Source organism: Pseudomonas sp. St316 (assembly GCF_018325905.1).
Lineage (GTDB): Bacteria > Pseudomonadota > Gammaproteobacteria > Pseudomonadales > Pseudomonadaceae > Aquipseudomonas.
Genome location: NZ_AP021901.1, coordinates 5292686 through 5315825, shown reverse-complemented (window position 1 = coordinate 5315825; position 23140 = coordinate 5292686). Strand labels below are relative to the sequence as shown.

21 protein-coding genes and 1 pseudogene are annotated in these 23140 nt (G+C 60.8%); 7 read left to right on the top strand and 15 right to left on the bottom strand.

Annotation, left to right across the window (positions count from 1 at the left end; translation table 11 throughout):
• The first annotated feature begins 156 nt into the window (after nt 1–156).
• The 3 genes from KI237_RS23715 to pdxH all read left to right on the top strand — a co-directional run bounded on the left by KI237_RS23715 (nt 157) and on the right by pdxH (nt 3211).
• Nucleotides 157–1302, top strand: coding sequence for a serine hydrolase domain-containing protein (locus KI237_RS23715; RefSeq protein ID WP_212797298.1), 1146 nt, complete (start codon nt 157–159; stop codon nt 1300–1302).
• A gap of 118 nt (nt 1303–1420) precedes the next feature.
• Nucleotides 1421–2539: an OmpA family protein gene (locus KI237_RS23710; protein ID WP_212797297.1), complete on the top strand. Its 1119-nt coding sequence runs from the start codon at nt 1421–1423 to the stop codon at nt 2537–2539.
• 24 nt (nt 2540–2563) lie between these two features.
• Nucleotides 2564–3211 (top strand): pyridoxamine 5'-phosphate oxidase, encoded by a 648-nt coding sequence (pdxH, locus tag KI237_RS23705; protein ID WP_212797296.1) that lies wholly within the window; start codon nt 2564–2566, stop codon nt 3209–3211.
• Here the strand turns inward: pdxH and KI237_RS23700 are convergent.
• On the bottom strand, nt 3159–3443 hold the full coding sequence (locus KI237_RS23700; protein WP_212797295.1) for a hypothetical protein: 285 nt from the start codon (nt 3441–3443) through the stop codon (nt 3159–3161). The two genes, pdxH and KI237_RS23700, sit on opposite strands and share 53 nt — an antisense overlap.
• Nucleotides 3444–3613: 170 nt before the next feature.
• Here KI237_RS23700 and KI237_RS23695 point away from each other — a divergent pair, with 170 nt between their 5' ends.
• Entirely contained in the window at nt 3614–4078 is a 465-nt protein-coding gene (locus KI237_RS23695; RefSeq protein WP_186615330.1) for an outer membrane lipoprotein, read from the top strand.
• A 919-nt stretch (nt 4079–4997) separates the two neighbouring features.
• Here the strand turns inward: KI237_RS23695 and nhaA are convergent.
• Nucleotides 4998–6185, bottom strand: coding sequence for a Na+/H+ antiporter NhaA (gene nhaA / locus KI237_RS23690; RefSeq protein WP_212797294.1), 1188 nt, complete (start codon nt 6183–6185; stop codon nt 4998–5000).
• Nucleotides 6186–6453: 268 nt separating this feature from the next.
• Between nhaA and KI237_RS23685 the strand changes: the two genes are divergently transcribed.
• A complete protein-coding gene (locus tag KI237_RS23685) occupies nt 6454–7548 on the top strand; it encodes a PLP-dependent cysteine synthase family protein (RefSeq protein WP_212800687.1) in 1095 nt (364 codons plus the stop codon).
• A gap of 121 nt (nt 7549–7669) precedes the next feature.
• Here the strand turns inward: KI237_RS23685 and KI237_RS23680 are convergent, their stop codons facing one another.
• The 3 genes from KI237_RS23680 to KI237_RS23670 form a co-directional block, all read right to left on the bottom strand.
• Nucleotides 7670–9283 carry an NAD(P)/FAD-dependent oxidoreductase gene (locus KI237_RS23680; RefSeq protein ID WP_212797293.1) on the bottom strand — a complete coding sequence of 538 codons (1614 nt, stop codon included), beginning with the start codon at nt 9281–9283 and terminating at the stop codon, nt 7670–7672.
• A gap of 73 nt (nt 9284–9356) precedes the next feature.
• Nucleotides 9357–10031, bottom strand: coding sequence for a COG3650 family protein (locus KI237_RS23675; RefSeq protein ID WP_212800686.1), 675 nt, complete (start codon nt 10029–10031; stop codon nt 9357–9359).
• 198 nt (nt 10032–10229) lie between these two features.
• A complete protein-coding gene (locus KI237_RS23670; protein WP_212797292.1) occupies nt 10230–10829 on the bottom strand; it encodes a short chain dehydrogenase in 600 nt (199 codons plus the stop codon).
• Nucleotides 10830–10933: 104 nt separating this feature from the next.
• Between KI237_RS23670 and KI237_RS23665 the strand changes: the two genes are divergently transcribed.
• The gene (locus tag KI237_RS23665; RefSeq protein WP_212797291.1) at nt 10934–11848 is read left to right on the top strand and encodes a LysR family transcriptional regulator; all 915 of its coding nucleotides are present in this window, start codon (nt 10934–10936) and stop codon (nt 11846–11848) included.
• A gap of 219 nt (nt 11849–12067) precedes the next feature.
• Here KI237_RS23665 and KI237_RS23660 read toward each other — a convergent pair whose 3' ends face one another.
• The 9 genes and pseudogenes from KI237_RS23660 to KI237_RS23620 form a co-directional block, all read right to left on the bottom strand.
• Complete coding sequence (locus tag KI237_RS23660) at nt 12068–12544, bottom strand: DoxX family protein (RefSeq protein WP_212797290.1); 477 nt, start codon at nt 12542–12544, stop codon at nt 12068–12070.
• Nucleotides 12541–13298: pseudogene (locus tag KI237_RS23655) on the bottom strand (HvfC/BufC N-terminal domain-containing protein). The gene KI237_RS23660 and the pseudogene KI237_RS23655 overlap by 4 nt, the downstream one beginning before the upstream one ends.
• The gene (gene bufB, locus KI237_RS23650) at nt 13295–14164 is read right to left on the bottom strand and encodes an MNIO family bufferin maturase (protein WP_212797289.1); all 870 of its coding nucleotides are present in this window, start codon (nt 14162–14164) and stop codon (nt 13295–13297) included. The pseudogene KI237_RS23655 and the gene bufB overlap by 4 nt, the downstream one beginning before the upstream one ends.
• Before the next feature lie 25 nt (nt 14165–14189).
• Nucleotides 14190–14495, bottom strand: coding sequence for a BufA1 family periplasmic bufferin-type metallophore (locus KI237_RS23645; protein ID WP_212797288.1), 306 nt, complete (start codon nt 14493–14495; stop codon nt 14190–14192).
• A 270-nt stretch (nt 14496–14765) separates the two neighbouring features.
• Nucleotides 14766–15467 carry an ABC transporter ATP-binding protein gene (locus KI237_RS23640; RefSeq protein ID WP_003198474.1) on the bottom strand — a complete coding sequence of 234 codons (702 nt, stop codon included), beginning with the start codon at nt 15465–15467 and terminating at the stop codon, nt 14766–14768.
• On the bottom strand, nt 15468–16235 hold the full coding sequence (gene livG, locus KI237_RS23635; protein ID WP_057448896.1) for a high-affinity branched-chain amino acid ABC transporter ATP-binding protein LivG: 768 nt from the start codon (nt 16233–16235) through the stop codon (nt 15468–15470). It abuts the gene before it with no gap.
• Nucleotides 16232–17488, bottom strand: a complete 1257-nt coding sequence (locus KI237_RS23630) for a high-affinity branched-chain amino acid ABC transporter permease LivM (RefSeq protein WP_212797287.1) — start codon at nt 17486–17488, stop codon at nt 16232–16234. Before KI237_RS23630 ends, livG begins: the two co-directional genes overlap by 4 nt.
• Nucleotides 17485–18408 (bottom strand): high-affinity branched-chain amino acid ABC transporter permease LivH, encoded by a 924-nt coding sequence (gene livH, locus KI237_RS23625; RefSeq protein ID WP_212797286.1) that lies wholly within the window; start codon nt 18406–18408, stop codon nt 17485–17487. The genes KI237_RS23630 and livH overlap by 4 nt, the downstream gene beginning before the upstream one ends.
• A gap of 229 nt (nt 18409–18637) precedes the next feature.
• Nucleotides 18638–19765: a branched-chain amino acid ABC transporter substrate-binding protein gene (locus KI237_RS23620; protein WP_212797285.1), complete on the bottom strand. Its 1128-nt coding sequence runs from the start codon at nt 19763–19765 to the stop codon at nt 18638–18640.
• 340 nt (nt 19766–20105) lie between these two features.
• Here KI237_RS23620 and KI237_RS23615 point away from each other — a divergent pair, with 340 nt between their 5' ends.
• Nucleotides 20106–20411, top strand: a complete 306-nt coding sequence (locus KI237_RS23615; protein WP_053119051.1) for a DUF2288 domain-containing protein — start codon at nt 20106–20108, stop codon at nt 20409–20411.
• A 287-nt stretch (nt 20412–20698) separates the two neighbouring features.
• Here KI237_RS23615 and KI237_RS23610 read toward each other — a convergent pair whose 3' ends face one another.
• Nucleotides 20699–22876: a hypothetical protein gene (locus tag KI237_RS23610; protein WP_212797284.1), complete on the bottom strand. Its 2178-nt coding sequence runs from the start codon at nt 22874–22876 to the stop codon at nt 20699–20701.
• Nucleotides 22877–23140 lie beyond the last annotated feature (264 nt).

The window sequence follows — 23140 nt, the reverse complement described above, 5'->3', positions numbered from 1 at the left end:
GCAGGTGCCTTCATCGCGGGCAAGCCTTGCTCCCACAGATTCTTCCTTGCCACAGCGGGCCATGCCTAGCCAGCCGTCTTGCAGCGGTTCCCAAAAGCCTGAATGGCTGAAACAATGCCAGCCACCTTAAAAGTGTTTGTTTCAAGGGAGTTACGGGTGCAGATTCAAGGCCATTATGAACTTCAGTTCGAGGCGGTGCGTGAAGCGTTCGCGGCGCTGTTCGATAATCCCCAGGAGCGCGGCGCGGCGTTGTGCATCCAGGTGGGTGGTCGCACGGTGATCGATCTATGGGCCGGTATCGCCGACAAGGATGGCCATGAAGCCTGGCACAGCGACACCATTGCCAACCTGTTTTCCTGCACCAAGACCTTCACCGCCGTCACCGCCCTGCAACTGGTGGCCGAAGGCAAGTTGCAGCTGGATGCCCCGGTAGCCCGCTATTGGCCCGAGTTTGCCGCCGCCGGCAAGCAATCCATTACCCTGCGCCAGTTGCTCTGCCATCAGGCCGGGTTGCCGGCGCTACGTGAATTGCTGCCGCCCGAAGCGCTTTATGACTGGCAAGCCATGGTCGATGCCCTGGCCGCCGAAACACCTTGGTGGACGCCGGGCGAGGGCCACGGTTATGCCGCGATCACCTACGGCTGGCTGATTGGCGAGCTGTTGCGCAGGGTCGATGGGCGTGGTCCGGGTGAGTCCATCGTGGCCCGTGTTGCCAAGCCGTTGGGCCTGGATTTTCATGTTGGCCTGGCGGACGAAGAGTTTCATCGCGTGGCCCACATCGCCCGTGGCAAAGGCAACGTCGGCGATGCCGCGGCCCAACGCCTGCTCCAGGTGACGATGCGTGAACCCACGGCCATGACCACCCGGGCCTTCACCAATCCGCCGTCGATCATGACCAGTACCAATAAACCGGAGTGGCGGCGCATGCAGCAACCGGCGGCCAACGGCCACGGCAACGCTCGCAGCCTGGCCGGGTTCTATGCGGGGCTGCTGGACGGCAGCCTGCTGGAAGGTGAAATGCTCGACGAGCTGACTCGCCAGCATAGCTTCGGCGAGGACAAGACTTTGTTGACCCAGACCCGTTTCGGCCTGGGTTGCATGCTCGACCAGCCGGATGTGCCGAATGCGACCTACGGCCTCGGCCCGCGGGCGTTCGGTCATCCTGGGGCCGGGGGCTCTTTGGGGTTTGCCGACCCGGAACATGATGTGGCTTTTGGCTTCGTGACCAACACGCTCGGGCCCTACGTATTGATGGACCCGCGCGCGCAGAACCTTGCGAGGGTACTTGCCACTTGTCTGTAAAACGCCATTGAAGGCGGCGGGCACCGGAACCTCGTGGCCTTTTCAGTTTCCAAGCGTCTGTTTATGCGGCCAAAACATGGCCTTTATTTTTCCATTTACATCATTTTGTGGATATCCAATGTCATCGAATAAAACCCTCGCTCTGGCGCTGTGCTTCGCTATCACCGGTTGCGCACAAACCCCACAAAATGATGCCGAGGGCGGCGGTAGCGGGTGGTCATTTGGCTCTTCCGACAAGGTAGTGGCCGAGGAAACGGCGTCAGCGGCGCCTCTGAAACCCGCCGCCCTCGCACCGCAAGCCAAGGCCGAGAGCGCCACCCACTGGTGGTGGCCGTTCTCTTCCGATGAAACCGCCGCGGACGCGGCCAGAAAAGCCGAGGCAAAAGCAGAAGCCAAGCCTGAGGCCAAGGCGCCGACCGCTGTTGCCAAGGCTGAAGCCGAAAGCAACGGCAAGTGGTGGTGGCCGTTTGGTGGCAAGGATCAGGAAACCGCCAAGGCGGTGCCGATGCCCGATCCGAAAGTCACCCAGGCCTGGCTCGACGACTACGAGCCGAAGCTGCGCACAGCCATCAAGGACAGCAAGCTGGAACTCGAGCGCCGCGACAATGTGCTGGTGGTCACCGCGCCGGTGGACGGCTCCTTCAACCCGGACCGTCCGGCCATGCTGCTGCCCGTGACCCTCGGCCCGTTCACCCGCGTGGCGAAGATCCTTGAAACCGACCCGAAGACTGCCGTGCTGATCCTCGGCCACGGCGACACTTCGGGCGCCGCACCTGCGAACCTGAAGCTCAGCCAGGAGCGTGCCCAGTCCGTGGCGGCGATTTTCCGTCTCAGCGGCCTGCAACGTGATCGCCTGATGCTGCGCGGCATGGGTGCAGTGGCGCCACGTGCGGCCAACGACAGTGTGGAAGGGCGTGCCTTGAACCGTCGCGTGGAACTGCTGGTCACGCCGGCCAACACCATGGTTGCGCTGCTGAGCAAATACAACATGCCGGCCCCCGCACCCGTGACAATGGTGGCGGCCCAGGACGTGAAACCCGCGGCCCCAGCCCCAGCCCCTGCGGCGAAAAAAGCCGTGACCCCGACCAGTAAAAAAGCACCGGCCAAAAAAGCCGTGGCCAAGGCGCCTGCCAAGAAAGCCCCTGCCAAGGCCACGACCCCGGCGAAGAAAACCCAACCGGCCAAAGCCGCCACCGATACCAAGAAAGTCGCGGCCGCCGATACCCCCAAGCAGTGATGGGCTAACCACAAGGAACGCGCCATGACCCAACCGCTGGCTGATATGCGCCGCGACTACACCCGCGATGGCTTGACCGAGGCACAGGCCCCGGCCGAGCCGTTTGCACTGTTCCACCAATGGTTCGCCGACGCAGTGAAAACCGAGCAGGCCCCGGTGGAGGCCAACGCCATGACCCTGGCGACGGTGGATGCACAAGGGCGCCCGCACTGCCGGATCCTGCTGCTCAAGGGCCTGGATGCCCTGGGTTTCACGTTCTTCACCAACTACGACAGTGCCAAGGGCCAGCAACTGGTCGCGAACCCCTTCGCGGCCATGACGTTTTTCTGGCCGACCCTGGAGCGCCAGGTGCGCATCGAGGGCAAAGTGGTGAAGGTCACGGCGCAGGAGTCGGATGCGTATTATCAGGTTCGCCCTCTGGGCAGCCGCCTCGGCGCCTGGGCTTCACCCCAGAGCCGAGTGATTTCAGGGCGCGCTGAACTGGACGACTTGCTCAAGGCCACCGAACAACGCTTCAGCGACCACCAACCGCACTGCCCGGAGCATTGGGGCGGTTATCGTTTGCTGCCCGAGCGCATCGAGTTCTGGCAGGGCCGTCCGAGCCGCCTGCACGATCGTCTCAACTATCGCCTGCAAGGGGCGAACTGGACACGCGAGCGTCTGGCGCCTTAGCTTCGGGGTAACCTGCCGCAGCGGTTTCAAGCCATTGCGGCAAGTCCCTGCGCTTGACCCCTTGCTCACGGGCGCGGGCCAATTGTTGCAGCATGTAGTTCTTTTTATGCTCATCCTGCCCCGCCAGGGACAGCGCCAGGTCGCGGTCCATCCAGCGTTTGATTCGTACGTACAGCCACCAGTGGAAGTACAAACCGGCCACGGTGACCGCGACGATGATGAAATAATCCATGAAAAATCCCCGGGTTGATGACGCAGGTTTCGGAAATTGGCGCTACTGTTTGGTGAATTTTTCGGGTGCGCCTGTATCCCACCTGAATGAAAACAATTTTATCCCGGCGAGGCCGTGACAGGCGTCAAGCTGCGGAGTTTAATGAATCCCTGTCTTTTGGAGTTGATGCTATGCGTAAGTCTGTTTTGCTGGTTGCTTCCTTTTCCACGATGGCGATGTTGCTCACTGGCTGTCAGTCGAGCCTGACCGGTGACTCCTACTCCCGTGACGAAGCGCGTCGCGTGCAGACGATTCGCATGGGGACCATCGAGTCCCTGCGTCCGGTCAAGATCGAAGGCACCAAGACCCCGATCGGCGGTGCGGCCGGTGCGGTGGTCGGTGGTGTCGGTGGCAGCGCCATCGGCGGTGGCCGCGGCAGCATCGTCGCCGCTGTGATCGGCGCGGTGGCCGGTGGCCTGCTTGGTTCTGCGACTGAAGAAGGTCTGACCCGTACCCAGGGTGTGGAAATCACCGTGCGTGAAGATGACGGTAGCATGCGTGCCTATGTGCAGCAGGTTCAGGAAAACGAGGTGTTCCGTGTGGGTGAGCGGGTTCGTATTTCCACCGTGGGTGGCACGAGTCGCGTATCGCACTAAGCTGGAATGATTAGAGAAAACGGCGCTTATTCCTGAACGGAAAAGCGCCGTTTTTGTTTCTGGGGTTCGATGTCTGCTGGTTTTTTTGGGGGGGTGTATATCCGTTTCTTCGGTAACGGCAGCTTAGGGTTCCGCTCTTACAGCGGGTCACTTTTGGAAGAGCGCCAAAAGTAACCAAAAACGCTTTGCCCCACCACTCGGCACCTCGCCTAGGCTCGGTGTGCCCTCACTCCGGCATTGCTCCGTGGGCCCGCCGCGAAGGGCCATCCATGGCCCAGCGCGGCTATCCCGGCATCCATGCCGGGATGCCCACTGCGCAATGCCTGCGTTCGGCCAGCGTGGTTAACGGGGCGCCCGAGATCAACGTCCACCGCGAGGCGGCCTGATAGCCGGCCTGGTTCTGGGTGACCGCGTTTCTCCTGTGGGAATGAGGGTGGGTGGGTGGGTGGGAGCGAGCTTGCTCGCGATGGCGGGGGTTCAGTCACATGGATGCTGGGCTTGCCGGCTTCTTCGCGAGCAAGCTCGCTCCCACAGAGGTTTTTGGTCGTTTATAAGATCAGTGTCCACCGCCGATTCCTGTGGGAGCCGAGCTTGCTCGCGATAGCGGTGGGTCTGCTTGCATCAATGCTGAATGTGCCGAAGCCTTCGCGAGCAAGCTTTGCTCCCACAGGTTCTGCTCAAACTGGTCTCATTGGTGTACACCGCCCGCAAGAGCCAGGTCGGCTATCAGGCCGCCTCGAGGTGGACGTTGATCTCGGGCACACCGAGCCTAGGCGAGGTGCCGAGTGGTGGGGCAAAGCGTTTTTGGTTACTTTTGGCGCTCTTCCAAAAGTGACCCGCTGTAAGAGCGGAACCCTAGGCAGCCGTTACCGCAGCAACGGATATACACACCATCCCTCGGCAAAAGCAGAAGCAAGGATCAGCCAGGCAATGCAGCCTGCTTGCGACTGGCCGCCGCCGTCACCGCATAACCGAGCAACGCCGCCAGGATCGAACCCGTGAGGATCCCCATCCGATCCATGCCCGCGTAGTCACTTACGCCCGGCTCGAACGCCAGGGACCCGACGAACAGGCTCATGGTGAACCCGATACCGCACAGGATCGCCACACCCAATACCTGGCCCCAGTTGGCGCCAAGGGGCAGGCTGGCGATGCCGATTTTCACGGCCAGCCAGGTCAGGCCGAAGACGCCGACGGTCTTGCCCAGCAACAGGCCAATGGCGATGCCCATGGGCACATGATGGGTGAAGCTTTCGACGGTGACGCCGCTCAGGGACAAGCCGGCGTTGGCGAAGGCGAACAGCGGCAGGATGCCATAGGCCACCCAGGGATGCAGGGCATGTTCCAGGGTGAGTAGCGGCGAAGTCTCGGCGTTTTTCGTGCGCAGCGGGATGCAGAACGCCAGGGTCACCCCGGCCAGGGTGGCATGGACACCGCTCTTGAGCACGCAGACCCACAGAATCAGGCCGACAACCATGTAGGGACCGAGCTTGACCACACCCATCCGGTTCATCGCCACCAGCGCGGCGATACAGGTTGCCGCCAGTATGAGCGACAGGCTCGACAGGGCGCCGGAATAGAAGATCGCGATGATGATAATGGCGCCCAGGTCGTCGATGATCGCCAGGGTCATCAGGAACAGCTTGAGCGACACCGGCACCCGCTTGCCCAGCAAGGCCAGCACGCCGAGGGCGAATGCAATGTCGGTGGCCGTCGGAATCGCCCAGCCTGCGAGGGCAGGAGGATTGTCGCGGTTGAGGAACCAGTAGATCAAAGCCGGTACCACCATGCCGCCAATCGCTGCCGCACCCGGCAAGACGATTTGCGACGGTTTCGACAGTTGCCCGCCGAGGACTTCTCGCTTGACTTCAAGGCCGATGAGCAGAAAGAACATCGCCATCAGGCCGTCGTTGATCCACAGCAACAAGGGTTTGGCGATCTTCAGCGCGCCGACCTGGGCGACCACCGGCGTGTCCAGCAAGCCGTTGTACAGCCAGGAAAGGGGCGAGTTATTGATGACCAGGGCCAACACGGCGGCGGCGATCAGCAGTAGGCCGCTGGCCGCTTCCAGCTGGAAAAAGCGTGTCAGAGAATTGCGTAGAGCCACGATCGCTCTCCATTCATCGAAACAAAAAGATGGCACACCCTAACCCGTGCGGTTAGTTGTTAAAACAAAAGTTATATTCTTTTTTGTTATATATCGTTACGAGATCTGCGCCACGCAGTCGGCAGTTACGGGCCATATTGGACCTTAGCTGTACCTGTGCATCCTGTTGGTTTTTTCCTAAGCTGACTTCTGGTTTTTTCCGAACGCCTGCGTGCCTGCACGACCGCGTGATCCCGCACGTCGAACCGATCCAATGAGCAAACACAAAATGAACGAGCACCGCCAGTGGGCGCGCGAAGCGATCCGCATCATCGAGGCTGACTTCCAGCGCAGCGCCGATACCCACCTGATTCCGCTGCCGCTGCCTGGCCTGCCGGGCATCGAGTTGTATTTCAAGGATGAGTCCAGCCATCCCACCGGCAGCCTCAAGCATCGGCTGGCTCGTTCGCTGTTCCTCTACGCATTGTGTAACGGCTGGCTCAAGCCCGGTGCGCCGGTGATCGAGGCCTCCAGCGGCTCGACGGCGATTTCCGAGGCTTATTTCGCCAGGTTGCTGGGCCTGCCGTTCATTGCGGTGATGCCGGCGACCACTTCCCGGGAAAAAATCGCACAGATCGCGTTCTATGGTGGCCAGAGCCACCTGGTGAACGATCCTACGCAGATCTACGCCGAATCCGAGCGCCTGGCCCGCGAGCATGACGGGCACTTCATCGACCAATTCACCTACGCCGAGCGCGCCACGGACTGGCGGGCCAATAACAACATTGCCGAATCGATCTTCCAGCAGATGCGCTTCGAGCGGCACCCGGAGCCGAGCTGGTTGATTTCAAGCCCCGGCACGGGCGGCACCACCGCCACCCTGGGGCGCTACGTCCGTTATCGCCAGCACGGCACCCGCGTGCTGTGTGCCGACGCCGAGCGTTCAGTGTTCTTCGACTACTACCGCAGCGGCGATGCCAGCCTGCGCCTGGATTGTGGTTCACGCATCGAGGGTATCGGCCGGCCACGGGTCGAGGCGTCGTTCTTGCCGAAAGTCATCGATGCGATGGTCAAGGTCCCGGACGCCTTGTCATTGGCGGCCATGCATTACCTGGCCCAGCGTTTGGGACGACGGGTCGGCGGGTCCAGCGGCACCAATCTGATCGGCGCACTCATGGCGGCCCGGCAGATGGTGGATGCGGGGGAGTCGGGGTCGATCGTGGCGATTTTGTGTGACGGTGGTGAGCGCTACGCCACGACCTATTACGACCCGGCATGGCTCAAGGCCCAGGGGTATGAGCTGAGTGGGCTGATGGACAGCGTAGCGGCGTGTGTGGAGCGGGGCGAGGCGCTGCCGCAAAGCGTGTTGCGGGCCAATATCTGACCTTGAAGATGCCTGGGACCCTGTGGGAGCGAGCTTGCTCGCGATAGCGGTACATCAACCAGCCATGATGTTGACTGACACACTGCCATCGCGAGCAAGCTCGCTCCCACAGGAATAGCGATCAGGCCGGCAGGCCGAGGATATCCCGTGCCACCGCCTCGGCAATCCGAATCCCGTCCACGCCCGCCGACAGGATCCCGCCAGCGTAACCGGCGCCTTCACCGGCCGGGAACAGGCCCTTGACGTTCAGGCTCTGCAGCGATTCGTTGCGGGTGATGCGCAGGGGCGATGAGGTGCGGGTTTCGATGCCGGTCAGCACGGCGTCGTGCAGCGAGTAACCGCGAATCTGTTTCTCGAACGCCGGCAGGGCTTCGCGGATGGCTTCGATGGCGAAATCCGGCAGGGCCAGGGCCAGGTCGCCCAAGGACACCCCTGGCTTGTAGGAAGGTTCGACGCTGCCCAGTGCCGTAGACGGCTTGCCGGCGATGAAATCACCCACCAGTTGCGCGGGGGCCTCGTAGTTGCTGCCACCGAGTACGTACGCGTGGGACTCCAGGCGCTCCTGCAACTCGATCCCGGCCAGCGGGCCACCGGGATAATCGACTTCCGGGGTAATGCCGACGACGATGCCGGAGTTGGCGTTACGCTCGTTGCGCGAATACTGGCTCATGCCGTTGGTCACGACGCGGTTTGGCTCGGACGTCGCGGCCACCACGGTGCCGCCCGGGCACATGCAGAAGCTGTACACCGAACGACCATTCTTGGCGTGGTGCACCAGTTTGTAGTCGGCGGCGCCAAGTTTCGGGTGACCGGCGTACTTGCCCAGGCGCGCGCTGTCGATCAGCGATTGCGGGTGTTCGATACGGAAACCCACCGAGAACGGCTTGGCTTCCATGTACACGCCGCGGCTGTGGAGCATGCGGAAGGTGTCCCGGGCGCTGTGGCCCAGGGCCAGGATCACATGTTTCGAATGAATCTGTTCGCCGCTGGCCAGTTCGACGCCGACCAGTTGGCCGTCCTCGATCAGTACATCGGTGACCCGCTGCTGGAAGCGCACTTCGCCACCCAGGGCGCGAATCTGCTCACGCATGGTTTCCACCACGCCTGTCAGGCGGAACGTGCCAATGTGCGGCTTGCTGACGTAGAGGATTTCTTCCGGCGCCCCGGCCTTGACGAATTCGTGCAAAACCTTGCGGCCAAGGAATTTCGGATCCTTGATCTGGCTATAGAGCTTGCCGTCGGAAAACGTCCCGGCGCCGCCTTCACCGAATTGCACGTTGGATTCGGGGTTGAGCACGCTTTTGCGCCACAGGCCCCAGGTGTCCTTGGTGCGCTGGCGCACTTCCGGGCCCCGCTCGAGGATGATCGGCTTGAAGCCCATTTGTGCCAGCAACAGGGCAGCGAAGATCCCGCACGGACCGAAGCCGACCACGATCGGCCGCTCGTTCAGGTCAGCCGGTGCCTGGCCCACCACTTTGTAGCTGACATCCGGCGCCTCGTTGACGTTACGGTCATCGGCGAACTTGCGCAGCAGGCTGGCTTCGTCGCGCACTGTCAGGTCGATGGTGTAGATGAAGCACAGTTCGGAGGATTTCTTGCGCGCGTCGTAGCTGCGCTTGAACAAGGTGAAGTCGAGCAGGTCATCGCTGGCGATGCCCAGGCGTTGCACGATGGCAGGGCGCAGGTCTTCTTCGGGGTGATCGATCGGCAGCTTGAGTTCGGTGATTCGTAACATGGTGGGGTCCGGTTCGCGGGATGCACAACTGCACCAGGGCGTGAACCGGCGATTATAAGCCAAAAGCTGTGAATCAGTCGTCGCGCGCGCCACCGAAGTAGGCGCAGCCACGCTGGACCTGGCCGTTGACCCGCAACTCGGCGCTCATGTGTTGCATGCTGCCGCTGACGCTGTCGATACACCGCGCAGGTGTGACCCAGAGCTCGACTTTCTGGCCATTGGCCTCGGTGCCCAGGTTGAAGCGGCCATCGCCCAATTGTTCCTCGACGTAAGGCACCGCCAACGACGGCTGACCTTCGCGGTCCAGCACCAGGCCCTTGCCACTGGCCTTGAGCGTCCATTCAGGGCTGTGTCCCGCAGCGCGCAGGATCATTCGTTTGAAGTCAACGTCTTCGCAAGCCGTTCCCGAGCGCTCCAGGCGATACAACTGTTCCAGATCCAATTGGCTGTCGGTGCCGGCCGCTGTGCTGGAGACGATACGGCCGCGCACATCGGCAAACAGCTTGCCCTGGTCATCGGCCAGACTGGCGGCCTGCTGCAGCACACTGGTGCCACCGCTATCGTTGATGATGTAGCGACGCTGTTCCTGGCATGGCTGGAACACCAGCTTGCCATCGGCCGCCGTGAGTTCGCCCTGCATGCGCGTCTGGCCGGCGTGGGAGGCGCTCTGACGTGGGGCGTCGAGCAGTTGGCAGCCGGTGAACAGCGGCAGGAGGGCGACAAACAGCAGGGAGCGAGCGGCACGCATCATTGGGTCTCCAGACAAGTGCCGCCACGTTACTCAGACTGATCCCACATCACAACCCGTAGGCGCTGTGTAGAAGTCGTGTAGGAGCTGTCGAGTGCAACGAGGCTGCGATCTTTTCCCGGGAAATTGCGTATCGAGCGAAAGATCAAAATCAAAAGATCGCAGCCTTCGACAGCTCCTACATGGGTAGGTGATCGGTTAGCCCACGTGAAAGATCTGACCGGTTTGCAGGCCTTCGACGCTCTTGGCGTAGGCCAATGCTACATCCACTGCGGGAACGGGTTTGAAGCCGCGGAAATAAGGCGCGTATTTATCCATGGCTTCAAGCAACACGTTCGGGCTCACCGAGTTGACCCGCAAGCCCCGTGGCAACTCGATTGCCGCGGCGCGCACGAAACTGTCCAGGGCACCGTTGACCAGGGCTGCCGAAGCACCACTCTTGATCGGATCGTGGCTGAGTACGCCGGTGGTGAAGGTGAAGGACGCACCGTCGTTGGCGAATTCGCGGCCGATCAGCAGCAGGTTGACCTGGCCCATCAGCTTGTCTTTCAGGCCCAGGGCGAAGCTGTCTTCGGTCATGTCGGCCAGGGGCGCAAAGGTGACGTTACCGGCGGCGCACACCAGGGCATCAAAGCGGCCGGTCTTTGCGAACAGCGCGCGGATTGAAGCGCTGTCGCTGATATCCACCTGCAGTTCGCCGCTGTGACGGCCGATCCGCACGATCTCGTGGCGTGGCGACAGTTCTTTATCAATGGCCGAACCGATGGTGCCGTTGGCGCCGATCAACAGGATTTTCATGAGTTGTTCCTCAGTGGATTGAACGAGTTTTCAGTCTAGAGGGGTTCTTTCCATTGATAATCATGCTAATAGGCAACCTTTGGTTTTCAATTGGAAACAATCCAATGAGCGAAATGGATGACCTGGCGGCGTTTGCCGTGTTGATGGAGGCGGGCAGTTTCACCTTGGCGGCCCAGCAATTGGGGTGCAGCAAGGGCCAGTTGTCCAAGCGCATCAGCCTGTTGGAGAGCCGGTTTTGCGTGGTGTTGCTACAGCGCACCACACGACGCTTGAGCCTCACGGCGGCAGGCGCGGCGTTGCTGCCCCAGGCCCAGGCGCTGCTGGTACAGGTGCAAAGGGCACGTCAGGCATTGGCCCGCTTGAAAGACGATATTTCCGGACCGGTGCGTATGACGGTTCCGGTTTCGTTGGGCGAAACTTTCTTCGAAGGCTTGCTGATGGAGTTCGCTGGCACATATCCCGACGTGCAGATCGAACTGGAGCTCAACAACGGTTACCGTGACCTGACCCGCGATGGTTTCGACCTGGCGATCCGTTCCGACGCCGCCATCGATGAGCGGCTCGTGGCCCGGCCATTGTTGGCGTGGCACGAGATGACCTGCGCCAGCCCTGCCTACCTTGAGCAGTATGGAGAACCCGAAACGCCCCAGGCCCTGGCCGAACACCGCTGTTTACTCAACAGCCACTACAGCGGCCGGGAAGAATGGCTTTACCACCAGCGACACGAACTGCTGCGGGTCCGGGTGTCGGGGCCGTTCGCCAGTAATCACTACAGCCTGTTGAAAAAAGCCGCCCTGGCCGGCGCCGGAATTGCCCGGCTGCCGTCGTACCTGCTGCATGAGGCGTTGGCCGACGGACGCCTGCACTGGCTGCTGCGCGACTACCAGACTCGGCGCATGCCGATGTATCTGGTGCACCCGTACCAGGGGGGATTGCCCAAGCGCACCCAGGTGCTGGCTGACTATTTGATTGACTGGTTCAAGCGCAGCGGCGAGGCGTTGGATCGGCTTCAGCGATAGCCCAGCTATTGGACAGCCCTTGTGGGTGGCTTGGATTTTTTGACCTGTCCAGACCCCCTGGGGGAGCGAGCTTGCTCGCGAAGGCGGTGGCACATCCGGCATTCATGCAAGCTGACCCACCGCTATAGCGAGCAAGCTCGCTCCCACAGGAGATTTGCACACAGGAGATTTTCAATCTCTCCCACAGGAGATTTGCCCACAGCAGAATTTCAATTTCAGTCAGCGGGCGTAGCGCTTGGCAATCAGGTGATCGATGGACAACACCCCCGGCCCACGAGCCATCAAGTAGAGCAATACCGCCGCCCAGGTGCCATGGGTTGGGTAAGCGTCCGGGTAGACGAACAGCTGGATGGTCACGGTCATGCCCAGCAAGGCCATCGCCGAGAAACGTGTTGCCAGGCCGAACAGGATCAATACCGGGAACACATGCTCGGCAGACGCCGCCAGGTGCGCGGCCAGTTCCGGCGACAGCAGCGGCAGGGCGTATTCGCTTTTGAACAGGGGAATGGTCGAGTCCGCCAGGTGCGGCAGGCCGATCTGGAAGGTGCCCTCGAACAGGTCGATGGCCAGGCCTTCGATTTTGGTCTGGCCGGATTTCCAAAACACCGCGGCAATCGAGAATCGCGCGATGAAGGCGATCAGGCTGTGGGGGATTTTTTCCAGCCATTGAATGGAACCTGCAATCAGGGCGTTCATGGGGATACCTGTTCAGCTAGGAGGTGAGTGATAGCGCTGTGGCGAATGAGCCCGGCCAGGGTCTGTTCCAGGTCGAGATCGATTGAGGCTTCAATGGCAGCGGCCAGGGACAGACCTTGTTGCAGGGCGCTGATGAACCCATGGGCCGCGTGATTGATTGCGAACACTTGCACGTCGAGGCCATTGCGCAGCACTAAGGCGTTTTGCGCCGAAAACGCCTCGAATGGCTCGGGTGTCTCGTGCTGATGGGCGGCCCAGATCGTCACCACGGCGAAGGACGATTGCAGCAGCCGCAGTGACGGGTGCAGACCGATCTTCAGGTGCGTTGTCTGTGTGGGGGACGACAGCGCCTCGACGATCCGTTCTCCGGCCATGGGCTCGGCGTCGGCGGCATGCCAGGCTTGAACGTGCAGTCGCTCCAGCCGGGCGACATCTGCCAGGTACGGCACGCAGGCGGCAGGTTCGAAGCGTTCGATGAACCCGGCAAAATCATCCCCGTAGTCGCTCATTAGCGGGCTTCGCGGCGGCGCCGACTGGACGTAGACCCCAGCCATGCCTCGGAAAAATTCCTCGCCCACCAGTTGCGCCACCACTGGGTAGTTGTCGGCCAGGGCATTGATCAATGAGCTGAGCACGTTGTTGCGGTACACCGCGAAGCGGCTCTGCGGGTCGGCGCCGTTAGCGCTGAGCAGCCCCGGGGGCAAGCCTTGTGCGGGTCGAGCAGGGCGGCGGCGAATGTGCGCTGGTCGCTCATGACCGGGTTCCCGTGGCATTTAGAAGTTGATCGGCCTGGCGCGCTTCGGCCAGCAGCACCTCCCATGGGGGGATATGGTTATCGCGTTCGATCAAGGTGGCTACCGGCCCGGTCTGCGCCAGAACCTTGAGGTACAGTTGCCAGACTTCGTTGTCGATTGGCGCGCCGTGGTCGTCTATCAACAGGCGCTCGCCAAGGCTGTCGGTGTCTTCGGCAAAGCCGGCCAGGTGGATTTCGCCGGTCGCTCGCAGCGGCAGGGCGTCGAGGTAGGCCAGTGGATCGCGGCAGTGGTTGACGCACGAAACGTAGACGTTGTTCACATCCAGCAGCAGGCCGCAGCCGGTGCGACGAATGACTTCGCTCATGAAGTGTGGCTCGTCGAGTGTCGAGGCTTCGAACGCCAGGTAGGTCGCCGGGTTTTCCAGCAACAGCGTACGTTTGAGGCTGGACTGCACCTGGTCGACGTGTTCGCAGACACGGTCCAGGGTCGCTTCGTCGTAGGCCAGGGGTAGCAGGTCGTTGAGGAACACCGGGCCGTGGCTGGACCAGGCCAGGTGTTCGGAAAAGGATTGGGGCTGATAGCGTTCGATCAATGCGGCCAGGCGCTGCAAATGTGCGACATCCAGCGGCCCCTCCCCACCGATCGACAGGCCGACGCCGTGCAGCGACAGCGGGTACTGTTCGCGTATCCGCCCCAGGAAGTGATGAAGCGGCCCGCCGGCCACCATGTAGTTTTCCGCGTGCACTTCGAAAAAGCCCAGATCCGGTCGGGTCTGGAGCACCTCACGAAAATGCTCGCTCTTGAGCCCCAACCCGGCCCTTGGCGGCAGCCGGTTATCAGTGGCGAGGGAGGGGGTATTCAACATGGTGGCGGGTCTCAGGCAGATGCGATCAGGACTTGGCTTTGAACGCTTCGAGCTGGCCGAAACCAGTCGGGGAGGTTTTGCTTTCCATCGTGGTGCAAGTGCCTTTGGGTACCGATTTCCAGGCGTTGCCCTGATAGTCCATTTTTGCCGTACCGGCGCAGGTGGTGCCGGCACCGGCGGCGCAGTTGTTCTTGCCTTTGAGGGCAACGCCGAAGCATTTTTCCATGGTGTCGTCGGCGGCGTGGACGGTCGAGACGGCTGTCATGCTCAAGGCAGAACCCAGGGCCAGGATCAGGGCGGTGGCGGACAGGGTGCGGGTCGAAGCAGTCATGATGATTCTCCAGTTTTCTCAGGGAAATGAACCGGCGTTAGCGCCGGTCTGCTGAACTAGAGAGGGAGCGTGGGGAAGTGTTACAGCGGGTTCTCGATTTTTTTTATTTACCCTCGAAACCCAATGAGGTGAGAGTTGATTGTGTGGGAGCAAAGCTTGCTCGCGAAACCGGCGCCTCGATTTCTGAAAGATCGCATCGCCTTCATCGCGGGCAAGCCTTGCTCCCACAAAAAAACGGCCCAAAGGCCGTTTTTCGTTTTTCGCAACCGCTTACCCGCCCAGGTACGCCTCGCGTACTTTCGGGTCGGTCAGCAGGGCTTCACCGGTGCCTTGCATCACCACGCGACCGTTCTCCAGGACGTACGCCCGGTCGGCGATTTTCAGCGCCTGGTTGGCGTTCTGCTCAACCAGGAACACCGTCACGCCATCCTTGCGCAGTTGTTCGATGATGTCGAAGATCTGCTGGATGATGATCGGTGCCAGTCCCAGGGAAGGCTCGTCGAGCAGCAGCAGCTTGGGCTTGCTCATCAGCGCACGGCCGATGGCGAGCATTTGCTGTTCGCCGCCGGACATGGTGCCGCCGCGCTGGGTAAAGCGTTCTTTCAGGCGTGGGAAAAGGTGCAGGACCTTGTCCATTTGTTCCTGATAGTCGCCCTTGTCAGTGAAGAATCCGCCCATGGCGAGGTTTTCTTCAACGGTCAGCCGGGCAAAGACCCGACGACCTTCCGGCACCACCGCGATGCTCTTGCGCATGATCCGTGACGAGTCCTGGCCCACCAGTTCCTCACCCATGTAGCGGATGCTGCCGCTGTGGGCCTGGGGCGAACCGCAGAGCGTCATCAGCAGGGTGGATTTGCCGGCGCCGTTGGCACCGATCAGCGTGACGATTTCGCCCTGGCGGACTTCGACGTTGACGCTGTGCAAGGCCTGGATCTTGCCATAGAAGGTGGAAACGTTTTCGAATTGCAGCATTTACGCTTCCCCCAGGTAGGCTTTGATCACTTCAGGATTGTCGCGGATCTGTTCCGGCGAGCCGTTGGCCAGGGGGGTGCCCTGGTTGATCACGACGATGTGGTCGGAAATGCTCATGACCAGTTTCATGTCGTGCTCGATCAGCAGCACAGTGACGTTGTGCTCCTCGCGCAGCACGCCAATCAGCGCTTTGAGGTCTTCGGTTTCCTTGGGGTTCAGGCCGGCGGCCGGCTCGTCGAGCATGAGGATCCGCGGACGGGTCATCATGCAGCGGGCGATTTCCAGGCGTCGTTGCTGACCGTAGGCCAGGGTCCCGGCGGTACGGTTGGCGAACTCCTTGAGGTTGACCTTGTCCAGCCAGTACTCGGCGTACTCCATGGCCTCGCGTTCGCTTTTGCGGAACGCCGGGGTCTTGAACAGGCCGGCAAAGAAGTTGGTGTTCAGGTGACGATGCTGGGCGATCAGCAGGTTTTCGACCGCCGTCATGTCCTTGAACAGCCGCACGTTCTGGAAGGTGCGTACCACACCCTTGCGGGCGATCTGGTGGCCGGGCAGGCCCTGGATCGGCTCGCCGTCCAGCACGATGGTGCCGCCGGTGGGCTGGTAGAAGCCGGTCAGGCAGTTGAACACGGTGGTCTTGCCCGCGCCGTTCGGCCCGATCAGGGCGACGACCTGTTTTTCTTTCACGGTCAGGGCCACGCCGTTGACCGCCAGCAAGCCGCCGAAGCGCATGCTTAGATTTTCGACTTTGAGGATCTCGCGGCTCATTTGCGCAGCTCCATGTGAGGGCGTTGCATAGGCAGCAGACCTTGAGGACGCCAGATCATCATCAGCACCATCAGGGCGCCGAACATCAACATGCGGTATTCGCTGAATTCACGCATCATTTCGGGCAGCAGGATCATCACGATGGCGGCCAGGATCACGCCCAGCTGCGAGCCCATCCCGCCCAGCACCACGATGGCGAGGATGATCGCCGACTCGATGAAGGTGAAGGATTCCGGCGTCACCAGGCCCTGGCGGGCGGCGAAGAAACTACCGGCAAAACCGGCGAACGCAGCACCGAGGGTGAAGGCCGAGAGCTTGATGATCGTCGGGTTCAGACCCAGGGCGCGGCAGGCGATTTCGTCTTCACGCAATGCCTCCCAGGCGCGACCGATCGGCATGCGCAGCAGGCGGTTGATGACGAACAGCGCGGCCAGGGCCAGCAACAGGGCAACCAGGTAGAGGAAGATCACCTTGTTGATCGAGTTGTATTCCAGGCCGAAGTACTCGTGGAAGGTCTGCAGGCCTTCGGCGGCTTTACGTTCGAAGGTCAGGCCGAAGAACGTTGGTTTCTCGATGTTGCTGATACCGTTCGGGCCACCGGTGATGTCGGTCAGGTTACGCAGGAACAGACGGATGATCTCGCCAAAACCCAAGGTCACGATGGCCAGGTAGTCACCGCGCAAGCGCAGGACCGGGAACCCCAGCAGGAAACCGAAGGTGGCGGCCATCATCCCGGCGATCGGCAGGCAGATCCAGAAGCTCAGGCCGAAGTAGTGGGACAGCAGCGCATAGCTGTAGGCACCGACGGCGTAGAAGCCGACATAACCCAGGTCCAGCAGGCCGGCCAGGCCTACCACGATGTTCAGGCCAAGGCCGAGCATCACGTAGATCAGGATCAGCGTGGCGATGTCCACCGCGCCGCGAGAGCCGAAGAACGGCCAGACCAGTGCCACGACGATCAGGCCCAGCACGATCCAGCGCTGGGTCGATGGCAGGGTGAGGAAGTTGCTGGCCTTGGCCGGGATCACCGGCAGGCCGGGCGACGACTTCCAGATGGCGCTGATCTGCGTGCTGAACAGCACCCGCAGGAACATCAGCAGCGAACACACGGCGATGCTCGCCAGGATGGCCGGGCTGGTGCCGTGCACTTCCAGGTTGATACCGACGATGGTCAGTTTAAGACCCAGTACCGGGTAGGCCACGGCCCAGACAAGCAGGGCGCTGAAGAGCGCCGATTTGAGATGCCTAGTCATACTTTCTCAACCTCCGGGCGGCCCAGGATGCCGGTCGGCCGGAATAACAGAACCAGAACCAACAAGCCGAATGCCACGACGTCCTTGTACTGGTCGCCGAAGATGTCGGCGCCAAAGGCTTCCGCCACGCCCAGCACCAGCCCGCCGAGCATCGCGCCGGGAATGCTGCCGATGCCGCCCAGTACGGCGGCGGTGAAGGCTTTCAGGCCGACGAGGAAACCGGCGTTGGGGTTGATCACGCCGTATTGCATGCTCAACAGCACCGCGGCGATGGCCGCCAGGGCCGCACCGATGACGAACGTCAGGGCGATGATGTTGTTGGTGTTGATGCCCAGCAGGTTGGCCATCTTGATGTCCTCGGCGCAGGCGCGGCAGGCGCGGCCCAGGCGGGAACGGGAGATGAACAGCGTCAGGCCGAGCATGGCGACCAGGGTCACCACGAACACCACGATTTGCATGTAGGAAATCAGCACTTCATGTGCCCCGCCTGGCCCGATGGAAAAGTTGCCCGGAATCAGGTTGGGTATGGATTTGTCCTTGGAGTCTTGCGAAAGCAGTACGGTGTTCTGCAGGAAGATCGACATGCCGATGGCGGAAATCAGCGGGATCAGACGGTTGCTACCGCGCAGGGGGCGGTAGGCGATCCGTTCGATGCTGTAGCCATAGGAGCTGGTGACGACGATGCTTGCGATGAACGCCGCGGTCATCAACAGCGGGACACTGTCGAGTCCCATCATGCTCAGCCCGGCGATGGCGATGAACGCCACGTAGGAGCCGATCATGTATACCTCGCCGTGGGCGAAGTTGATCATTCCAATGATGCCGTAGACCATCGTATAGCCGATGGCGATCAGGGCATACGTGCTGCCAACGGTCAGGCCGTTAACCAGCTGCTGGAAGAAGTGATAGATGTCAGGCATTACAGCGCTCCTAAAAACCTGATACGCATTTCACTGGTGGAGTCATTTTCCCGCCCGGCCCCGTGGATCTGCATCCACTTCGAGCGCGAGGTTTGCCAGCGAACCGCTGATGACGGTTTTGAGATTTTCAGGTGGGGAGACTGGCGGATCACGCCAGCGCGGCCCAATACGTTTAAAACAAAGCCCACGGCACGCCGTGGGCTTTATTGGCAGTCAGTCAGGCCAGGCCTTACTGAGGCGAAGCTTCGGTTTTAGGTTTGCCGAAATGCCACTCGTAGACCACGAACTTGAAGTCCTTCAGGTCGCCCTTCGCGTCAAAGCTCAGGTCACCGGTAGGGGTCTTGAAGGTGCCGGCATGGATGGCTTCAGCCACTTTGCCTGCGTCTTCGCTCTTGGCCGAGGTGATGGCCTGGGCAATCACCTGGACAGCGGAGTAGGACGGGAACACGAACGGACCGCTCGGGTCTTCTTTCTTGGCCTTGAACGCGTCAGCCAGGGCAACGTTGGCCGGATCCTGGTCGAAGGATTTCGGCAGGGTCACCAGCAGGCCTTCGGAAGCGTCCTTGGCGATTTGCGAGATGGAGTCGTTACCCACGCCTTCCGGACCCATGAACTTGGCCTTCAGGCCTTTTTCCTGGGATTGACGCAGGATCAGGCCCAGCTCCGGGTGGTAGCCGCCGTAGTAGACGAAGTCGACGTTGGCTTGCTTGAGCTTGGCGATCATCGAGGAGAAGTCCTTGTCGCCGGCGTTCACGCCTTCGAAGACGGCAACCTTGACGCCTTTGCCTTCGAGGGTTTTCTTCACGGCGCTGGCGATGCCTTCACCGTACTGCTGCTTGTCGTGCAGGACCGCAACGATTTTCGGCTTGACGTGGTCGGCGATGTAGTTGCCGGCCGCTGGGCCCTGGGCGCTGTCCAGGCCGATGGTGCGGAAGATCATTTTGTAGCCGCGAGCGGTGATGTCCGGGCTGGTAGCCGCCGGGGTGATCATGATCACGCCTTCGTCTTCGTAGATGTCCGAAGCTGGCTGGGTGGAGCTGGAGCACAGGTGGCCGACCACGAACTTGACGCCGTCGTTGACGACTTTGTTCGCGACCGCGACCGCTTGTTTTGGATCACAGGCGTCATCGTACTCAACGGCGACGAGTTGCTTGCCGTCGACGCCGCCCTTGGCGTTGATCTGTTCGATGGCCATTTTCGCGCCGCTGAACTGCATGTCGCCGTATTGGGCTACAGGGCCGGTCTTTGGGCCGGCGATGCCGATCTTGATGGTGTCGGCGGCGAACGAATGGCTGGCAACCCCGGCCAGAACCATAGCGGCAAACAGTTTGGAAATCTGCTTAGTAGCCTTAGTCATAGTGCTCCACTCATGCTGTTGTAGTTTTTATAGTCCTGGCGCCGTAGCAGCAGAACCGGGTCAGATATCTTGGATACCCTCGCGGAAAATGCCCCCGGCAACTGTACCGGTACAGTGTAGAGCGCCGATTGTTGGCAAGGGAAGCTGGCGCTTGGGGGCAAAACCTGAGGGTGTCGCTTAATTGAAAGAAAAAGACAGAATGGCGGCGGGGTTTGTCCGGTCATATTCGGCAATCCTTGGCTTTCCTGCGCTTTTCAATCGGTACTGCAATTGCTACCGGGTTTTTCTGCCAGACCACCGACGTTATCATTCGCGCCGATTTCTTTTCCGGACAGGTCCCATGAATCAAGAACCTAGCACCCTCTATGCCAAGCTGCTTGGTGAAACCGCATCCATCACCTGGAAAGAGCTGGAGCCGTTCTTTGCCAAGGGTGCCCTATTGTGGGTCGATCCGGCACTGGATTTGATCGCCGCCGCCGAGGCCGTTGCCCAGGACGAAGGTACCAAAGTCGCTGCCTGGCTGGCCGCCGACCAGCTCGCCAAGCTGTCTGAAACGCGGGCGCTGGATTTTCTGGAACGCGATCCGCAGCTTTGGGCGGTGGTGGTTTCGCCCTGGATTATGATTCAGGAAAGGGCGTCGAATTGATCAGTGCACCAAGTTGGTTCGTGTTCGGGCGGGCGAAAAAGTGTGTAGGTGAGTAGCGTGATGGCGTCTTGCCGTGGCGAAACGCCACAGGGCAGGGTGACGTATACGTAACGGGAACAGTTGATGGAGCGGCCTTTGGGCTGCTCAATTGTTTCTGGGTATTGTTAAGGTGCAGGATTCAGGACCGCTATCGCGAGCAAGCGCGCTCCCTCAGGGGTTCTGTGTACACAAAACCCTGTGGGAGCGAGCTTGCTCGCGATTGGAGGTAACGCGGTGTTACGCCGGCCTCAATACGACCTGCCAGTATGGTTATTAAGGGAAATAACCTTGGTCTTGCCAATGCGGTGACGGTAAATCTCGCGCAGGTACTTGATGGCCTTTTTCACGCAGTCGCGGGACAGGCGGATGTCGTTGATCGAGACGAACTTGTCCTTGTCGTTGATCAGCTCGCGATACTTCTTCTCGTACATCGGCTTGATCGCGTACCAGTTGGTGTCGAGGATCTTCGCCGGGTTTTCGAATTCGTTGAGCAGGTCGTCGATCCGTTCTTCGTCGAAGTCTTCATTGATGATGAAGTCCAGGATCGAGTTGTCCAGGGTGTCGTCGAAGCGGTACGGGGTGCGGGCGAAGCAGCGTTTGATGAAGGCCACGATCAGGGTCAGGAAGTCATCCGACAGGCACGGGCTCTTGGCGATCAGGGTGGTGAGCGACAGGTTGGCCGAGGCGCCGATCACCAACGCGTAACGCTTGAGGGTGGTGTTGGGGAACAGGCTGTTGAGGTGGGTCTTGAGCCGGTTCAGGTCCATATAGGACAGCTTGTAGTCCTTGGGCAGGGAGACGATGGACACCACCGACGAGCAGTTCTTGAAGAAGTGCAGGTCATGCAGGGCCGCTGCGTCGTAGCCGGAGTTCTTGTACTGCTCCAGCGAGGCGCGGTAGCGCTTGGATTCGATCGGCAACAGGCTGATGCCTTCGATGGCCTGGGTGACTTTGTTGAAGTGCGGCAGGTCGATGGAGCGGAAGAACAGGTCATCGATGTTCAGGCGTGGCGGCTCTTTTTCGAAGACCTTGAATTTGTCGCCGCTTGGCGCCGGGGTTTCCGGGACCACGGACTCGGCGTAGGCAATCGCTACCGGGCCGGCCAGGCTCATGAACAGGTCGTTGGCGTCCAGGCGAATGGTTTCGCCGATGTCGATGCCGGCCCGACGGAAATAGTTCTGGTCGTAGTCGGTGGTCACCGCCTGGGCCGTCAGGATGTTGAAGATCTGCTGGGAAATGTACTGGTTGGCGTGCTTCTCCATGGCATTGACATCAATGTTCTGGATGTTGCCGTCATCGCTTTCTTCGGCGTAGCGCATGATGTCGTTGGAGATCAGCATCATCGCGTTCCACGGACGGATACGCCCCATCACGCTGGCTTCGCTGCTGTCTTCGTTGTCGAAGTTGTACGAGAAATCCCATTCTTCCGACAGGTACTTGCACAGCAGGCGACCGGCGTTGATGTGCAACGCTTCGGACATTTCGCTGCGGTGGTCGGAAATGTTCGGCAGCACGCAGATGCCGCTGGTGAAAATCGGTTCGAAGACGAAGGAATGACCACTCTTGCTGTCGTGTTCGTCCATCGGCTTGGTGTCGAACGTCTTGTTCATGTACGAGTATTGCTGGGCCAGGCCGAACTCCGAGGCCATGCCCGAACCGGTACCGCCGCCGGCACTGAAGATCGAGAAGTACAGGCGCGACTGGTTGGCCTTGATGCCGCAGCTGTCGATCAGGTACGAGTGGATCATTTTCCAGTCGGGGCTGGAGAAGCGCTGGGTGTCCTTGTTCAGGATGATCTTGGCCAGGTACTGGCCCAGGATCGGCGCGTTACCGGCGCCACCGGCGTGGACTTCCGACAGGTCCATGATCTTCATCTTGCTGTAGTCGCGCAAAAAGCCGCTTTTCTCGCCCTTGCGCGAGAAACGGATGCGCCCGGCGATGTCCTTGTCCAGGTCGCCGAGCATCACCAGCGGTTCCACCAGGAACACCGGTTTGCTGGCCTTGCTGGTGCCCAGGCGCAGGTTGTTGCGAATCCACTGCGCGGGGCTGTAGTCCTTGTCGCCGTAGCCTTTGTCTTCGGTGTTGAATTCGTTGAGGTAGAACTTGCGGGCGTTGTACACCAGCTCTGCCACGTCCAGGGCGATGTTGGAGCCGCAGCGACCCAGGCCGATCAGGCACACCGACGGGAATTCCTGCTGGGCGCGGTCGCTTTCGTCCTCTACCAGATGGGGCGGTCGCGGGAACACCGCGTCGCGCAAGCCATCGAGGTTGTCGAGGATCCGATCGGTGTTGGTTTCGGTGAAATACAGATACTGCTGAGTCGACAGGGGACGCGAGCTGCTCGAGGGTTTCGAGACTTCAAGACCGTTGGCGGCCGGGCTCAGGGTCAGATCGGATACCGCAGTGGCTGTTTTTTTGGAAGTCATTGTGCGCCATATGCCTGAACTGGTTGGCTCGACGAGCGCTGTCATCGAACCATCGCGGATGGGAGCTCGCGTCCTTGGATGGCGCGAAGGTCGGCCCGAGCGTCCAGGGCTATGGCCTGGGCGCCGCTCGAGAGATTCTTTCCTGATAGGTTGAATCGGCCACTGGAAGACGATCTTTAATCAAGAATGGGCTAAATGATGGCAATTGTTACAGGAAATTGACCGTCATCAAGAAACGCGCCGCTCGCCATGGGTGGGTATCAG

Coding starts and splice junctions, on each gene's coding strand:
- KI237_RS23695 (WP_186615330.1), top strand. CDS start 3,614: ATGCGTAAGTCTGTTTTGCTGGTTGCTTCCTTTTCCACGATGGCGATG.
- KI237_RS23615 (WP_053119051.1), top strand. CDS start 20,106: ATGAATCAAGAACCTAGCACCCTCTATGCCAAGCTGCTTGGTGAAACC.
- KI237_RS23680 (WP_212797293.1), bottom strand. CDS start 9,283: ATGTTACGAATCACCGAACTCAAGCTGCCGATCGATCACCCCGAAGAA.
- KI237_RS23610 (WP_212797284.1), bottom strand. CDS start 22,876: ATGACTTCCAAAAAAACAGCCACTGCGGTATCCGATCTGACCCTGAGC.
- KI237_RS23645 (WP_212797288.1), bottom strand. CDS start 14,495: ATGACTGCTTCGACCCGCACCCTGTCCGCCACCGCCCTGATCCTGGCC.
- KI237_RS23675 (WP_212800686.1), bottom strand. CDS start 10,031: ATGCGTGCCGCTCGCTCCCTGCTGTTTGTCGCCCTCCTGCCGCTGTTC.
- KI237_RS23700 (WP_212797295.1), bottom strand. CDS start 3,443: ATGGATTATTTCATCATCGTCGCGGTCACCGTGGCCGGTTTGTACTTC.
- KI237_RS23630 (WP_212797287.1), bottom strand. CDS start 17,488: ATGACTAGGCATCTCAAATCGGCGCTCTTCAGCGCCCTGCTTGTCTGG.
- KI237_RS23670 (WP_212797292.1), bottom strand. CDS start 10,829: ATGAAAATCCTGTTGATCGGCGCCAACGGCACCATCGGTTCGGCCATT.
- KI237_RS23710 (WP_212797297.1), top strand. CDS start 1,421: ATGTCATCGAATAAAACCCTCGCTCTGGCGCTGTGCTTCGCTATCACC.
- KI237_RS23660 (WP_212797290.1), bottom strand. CDS start 12,544: ATGAACGCCCTGATTGCAGGTTCCATTCAATGGCTGGAAAAAATCCCC.
- pdxH (WP_212797296.1), top strand. CDS start 2,564: ATGACCCAACCGCTGGCTGATATGCGCCGCGACTACACCCGCGATGGC.
- KI237_RS23620 (WP_212797285.1), bottom strand. CDS start 19,765: ATGACTAAGGCTACTAAGCAGATTTCCAAACTGTTTGCCGCTATGGTT.
- KI237_RS23685 (WP_212800687.1), top strand. CDS start 6,454: ATGAACGAGCACCGCCAGTGGGCGCGCGAAGCGATCCGCATCATCGAG.
- KI237_RS23665 (WP_212797291.1), top strand. CDS start 10,934: ATGAGCGAAATGGATGACCTGGCGGCGTTTGCCGTGTTGATGGAGGCG.
- bufB (WP_212797289.1), bottom strand. CDS start 14,164: ATGTTGAATACCCCCTCCCTCGCCACTGATAACCGGCTGCCGCCAAGG.
- livH (WP_212797286.1), bottom strand. CDS start 18,408: ATGCCTGACATCTATCACTTCTTCCAGCAGCTGGTTAACGGCCTGACC.
- livG (WP_057448896.1), bottom strand. CDS start 16,235: ATGAGCCGCGAGATCCTCAAAGTCGAAAATCTAAGCATGCGCTTCGGC.
- KI237_RS23640 (WP_003198474.1), bottom strand. CDS start 15,467: ATGCTGCAATTCGAAAACGTTTCCACCTTCTATGGCAAGATCCAGGCC.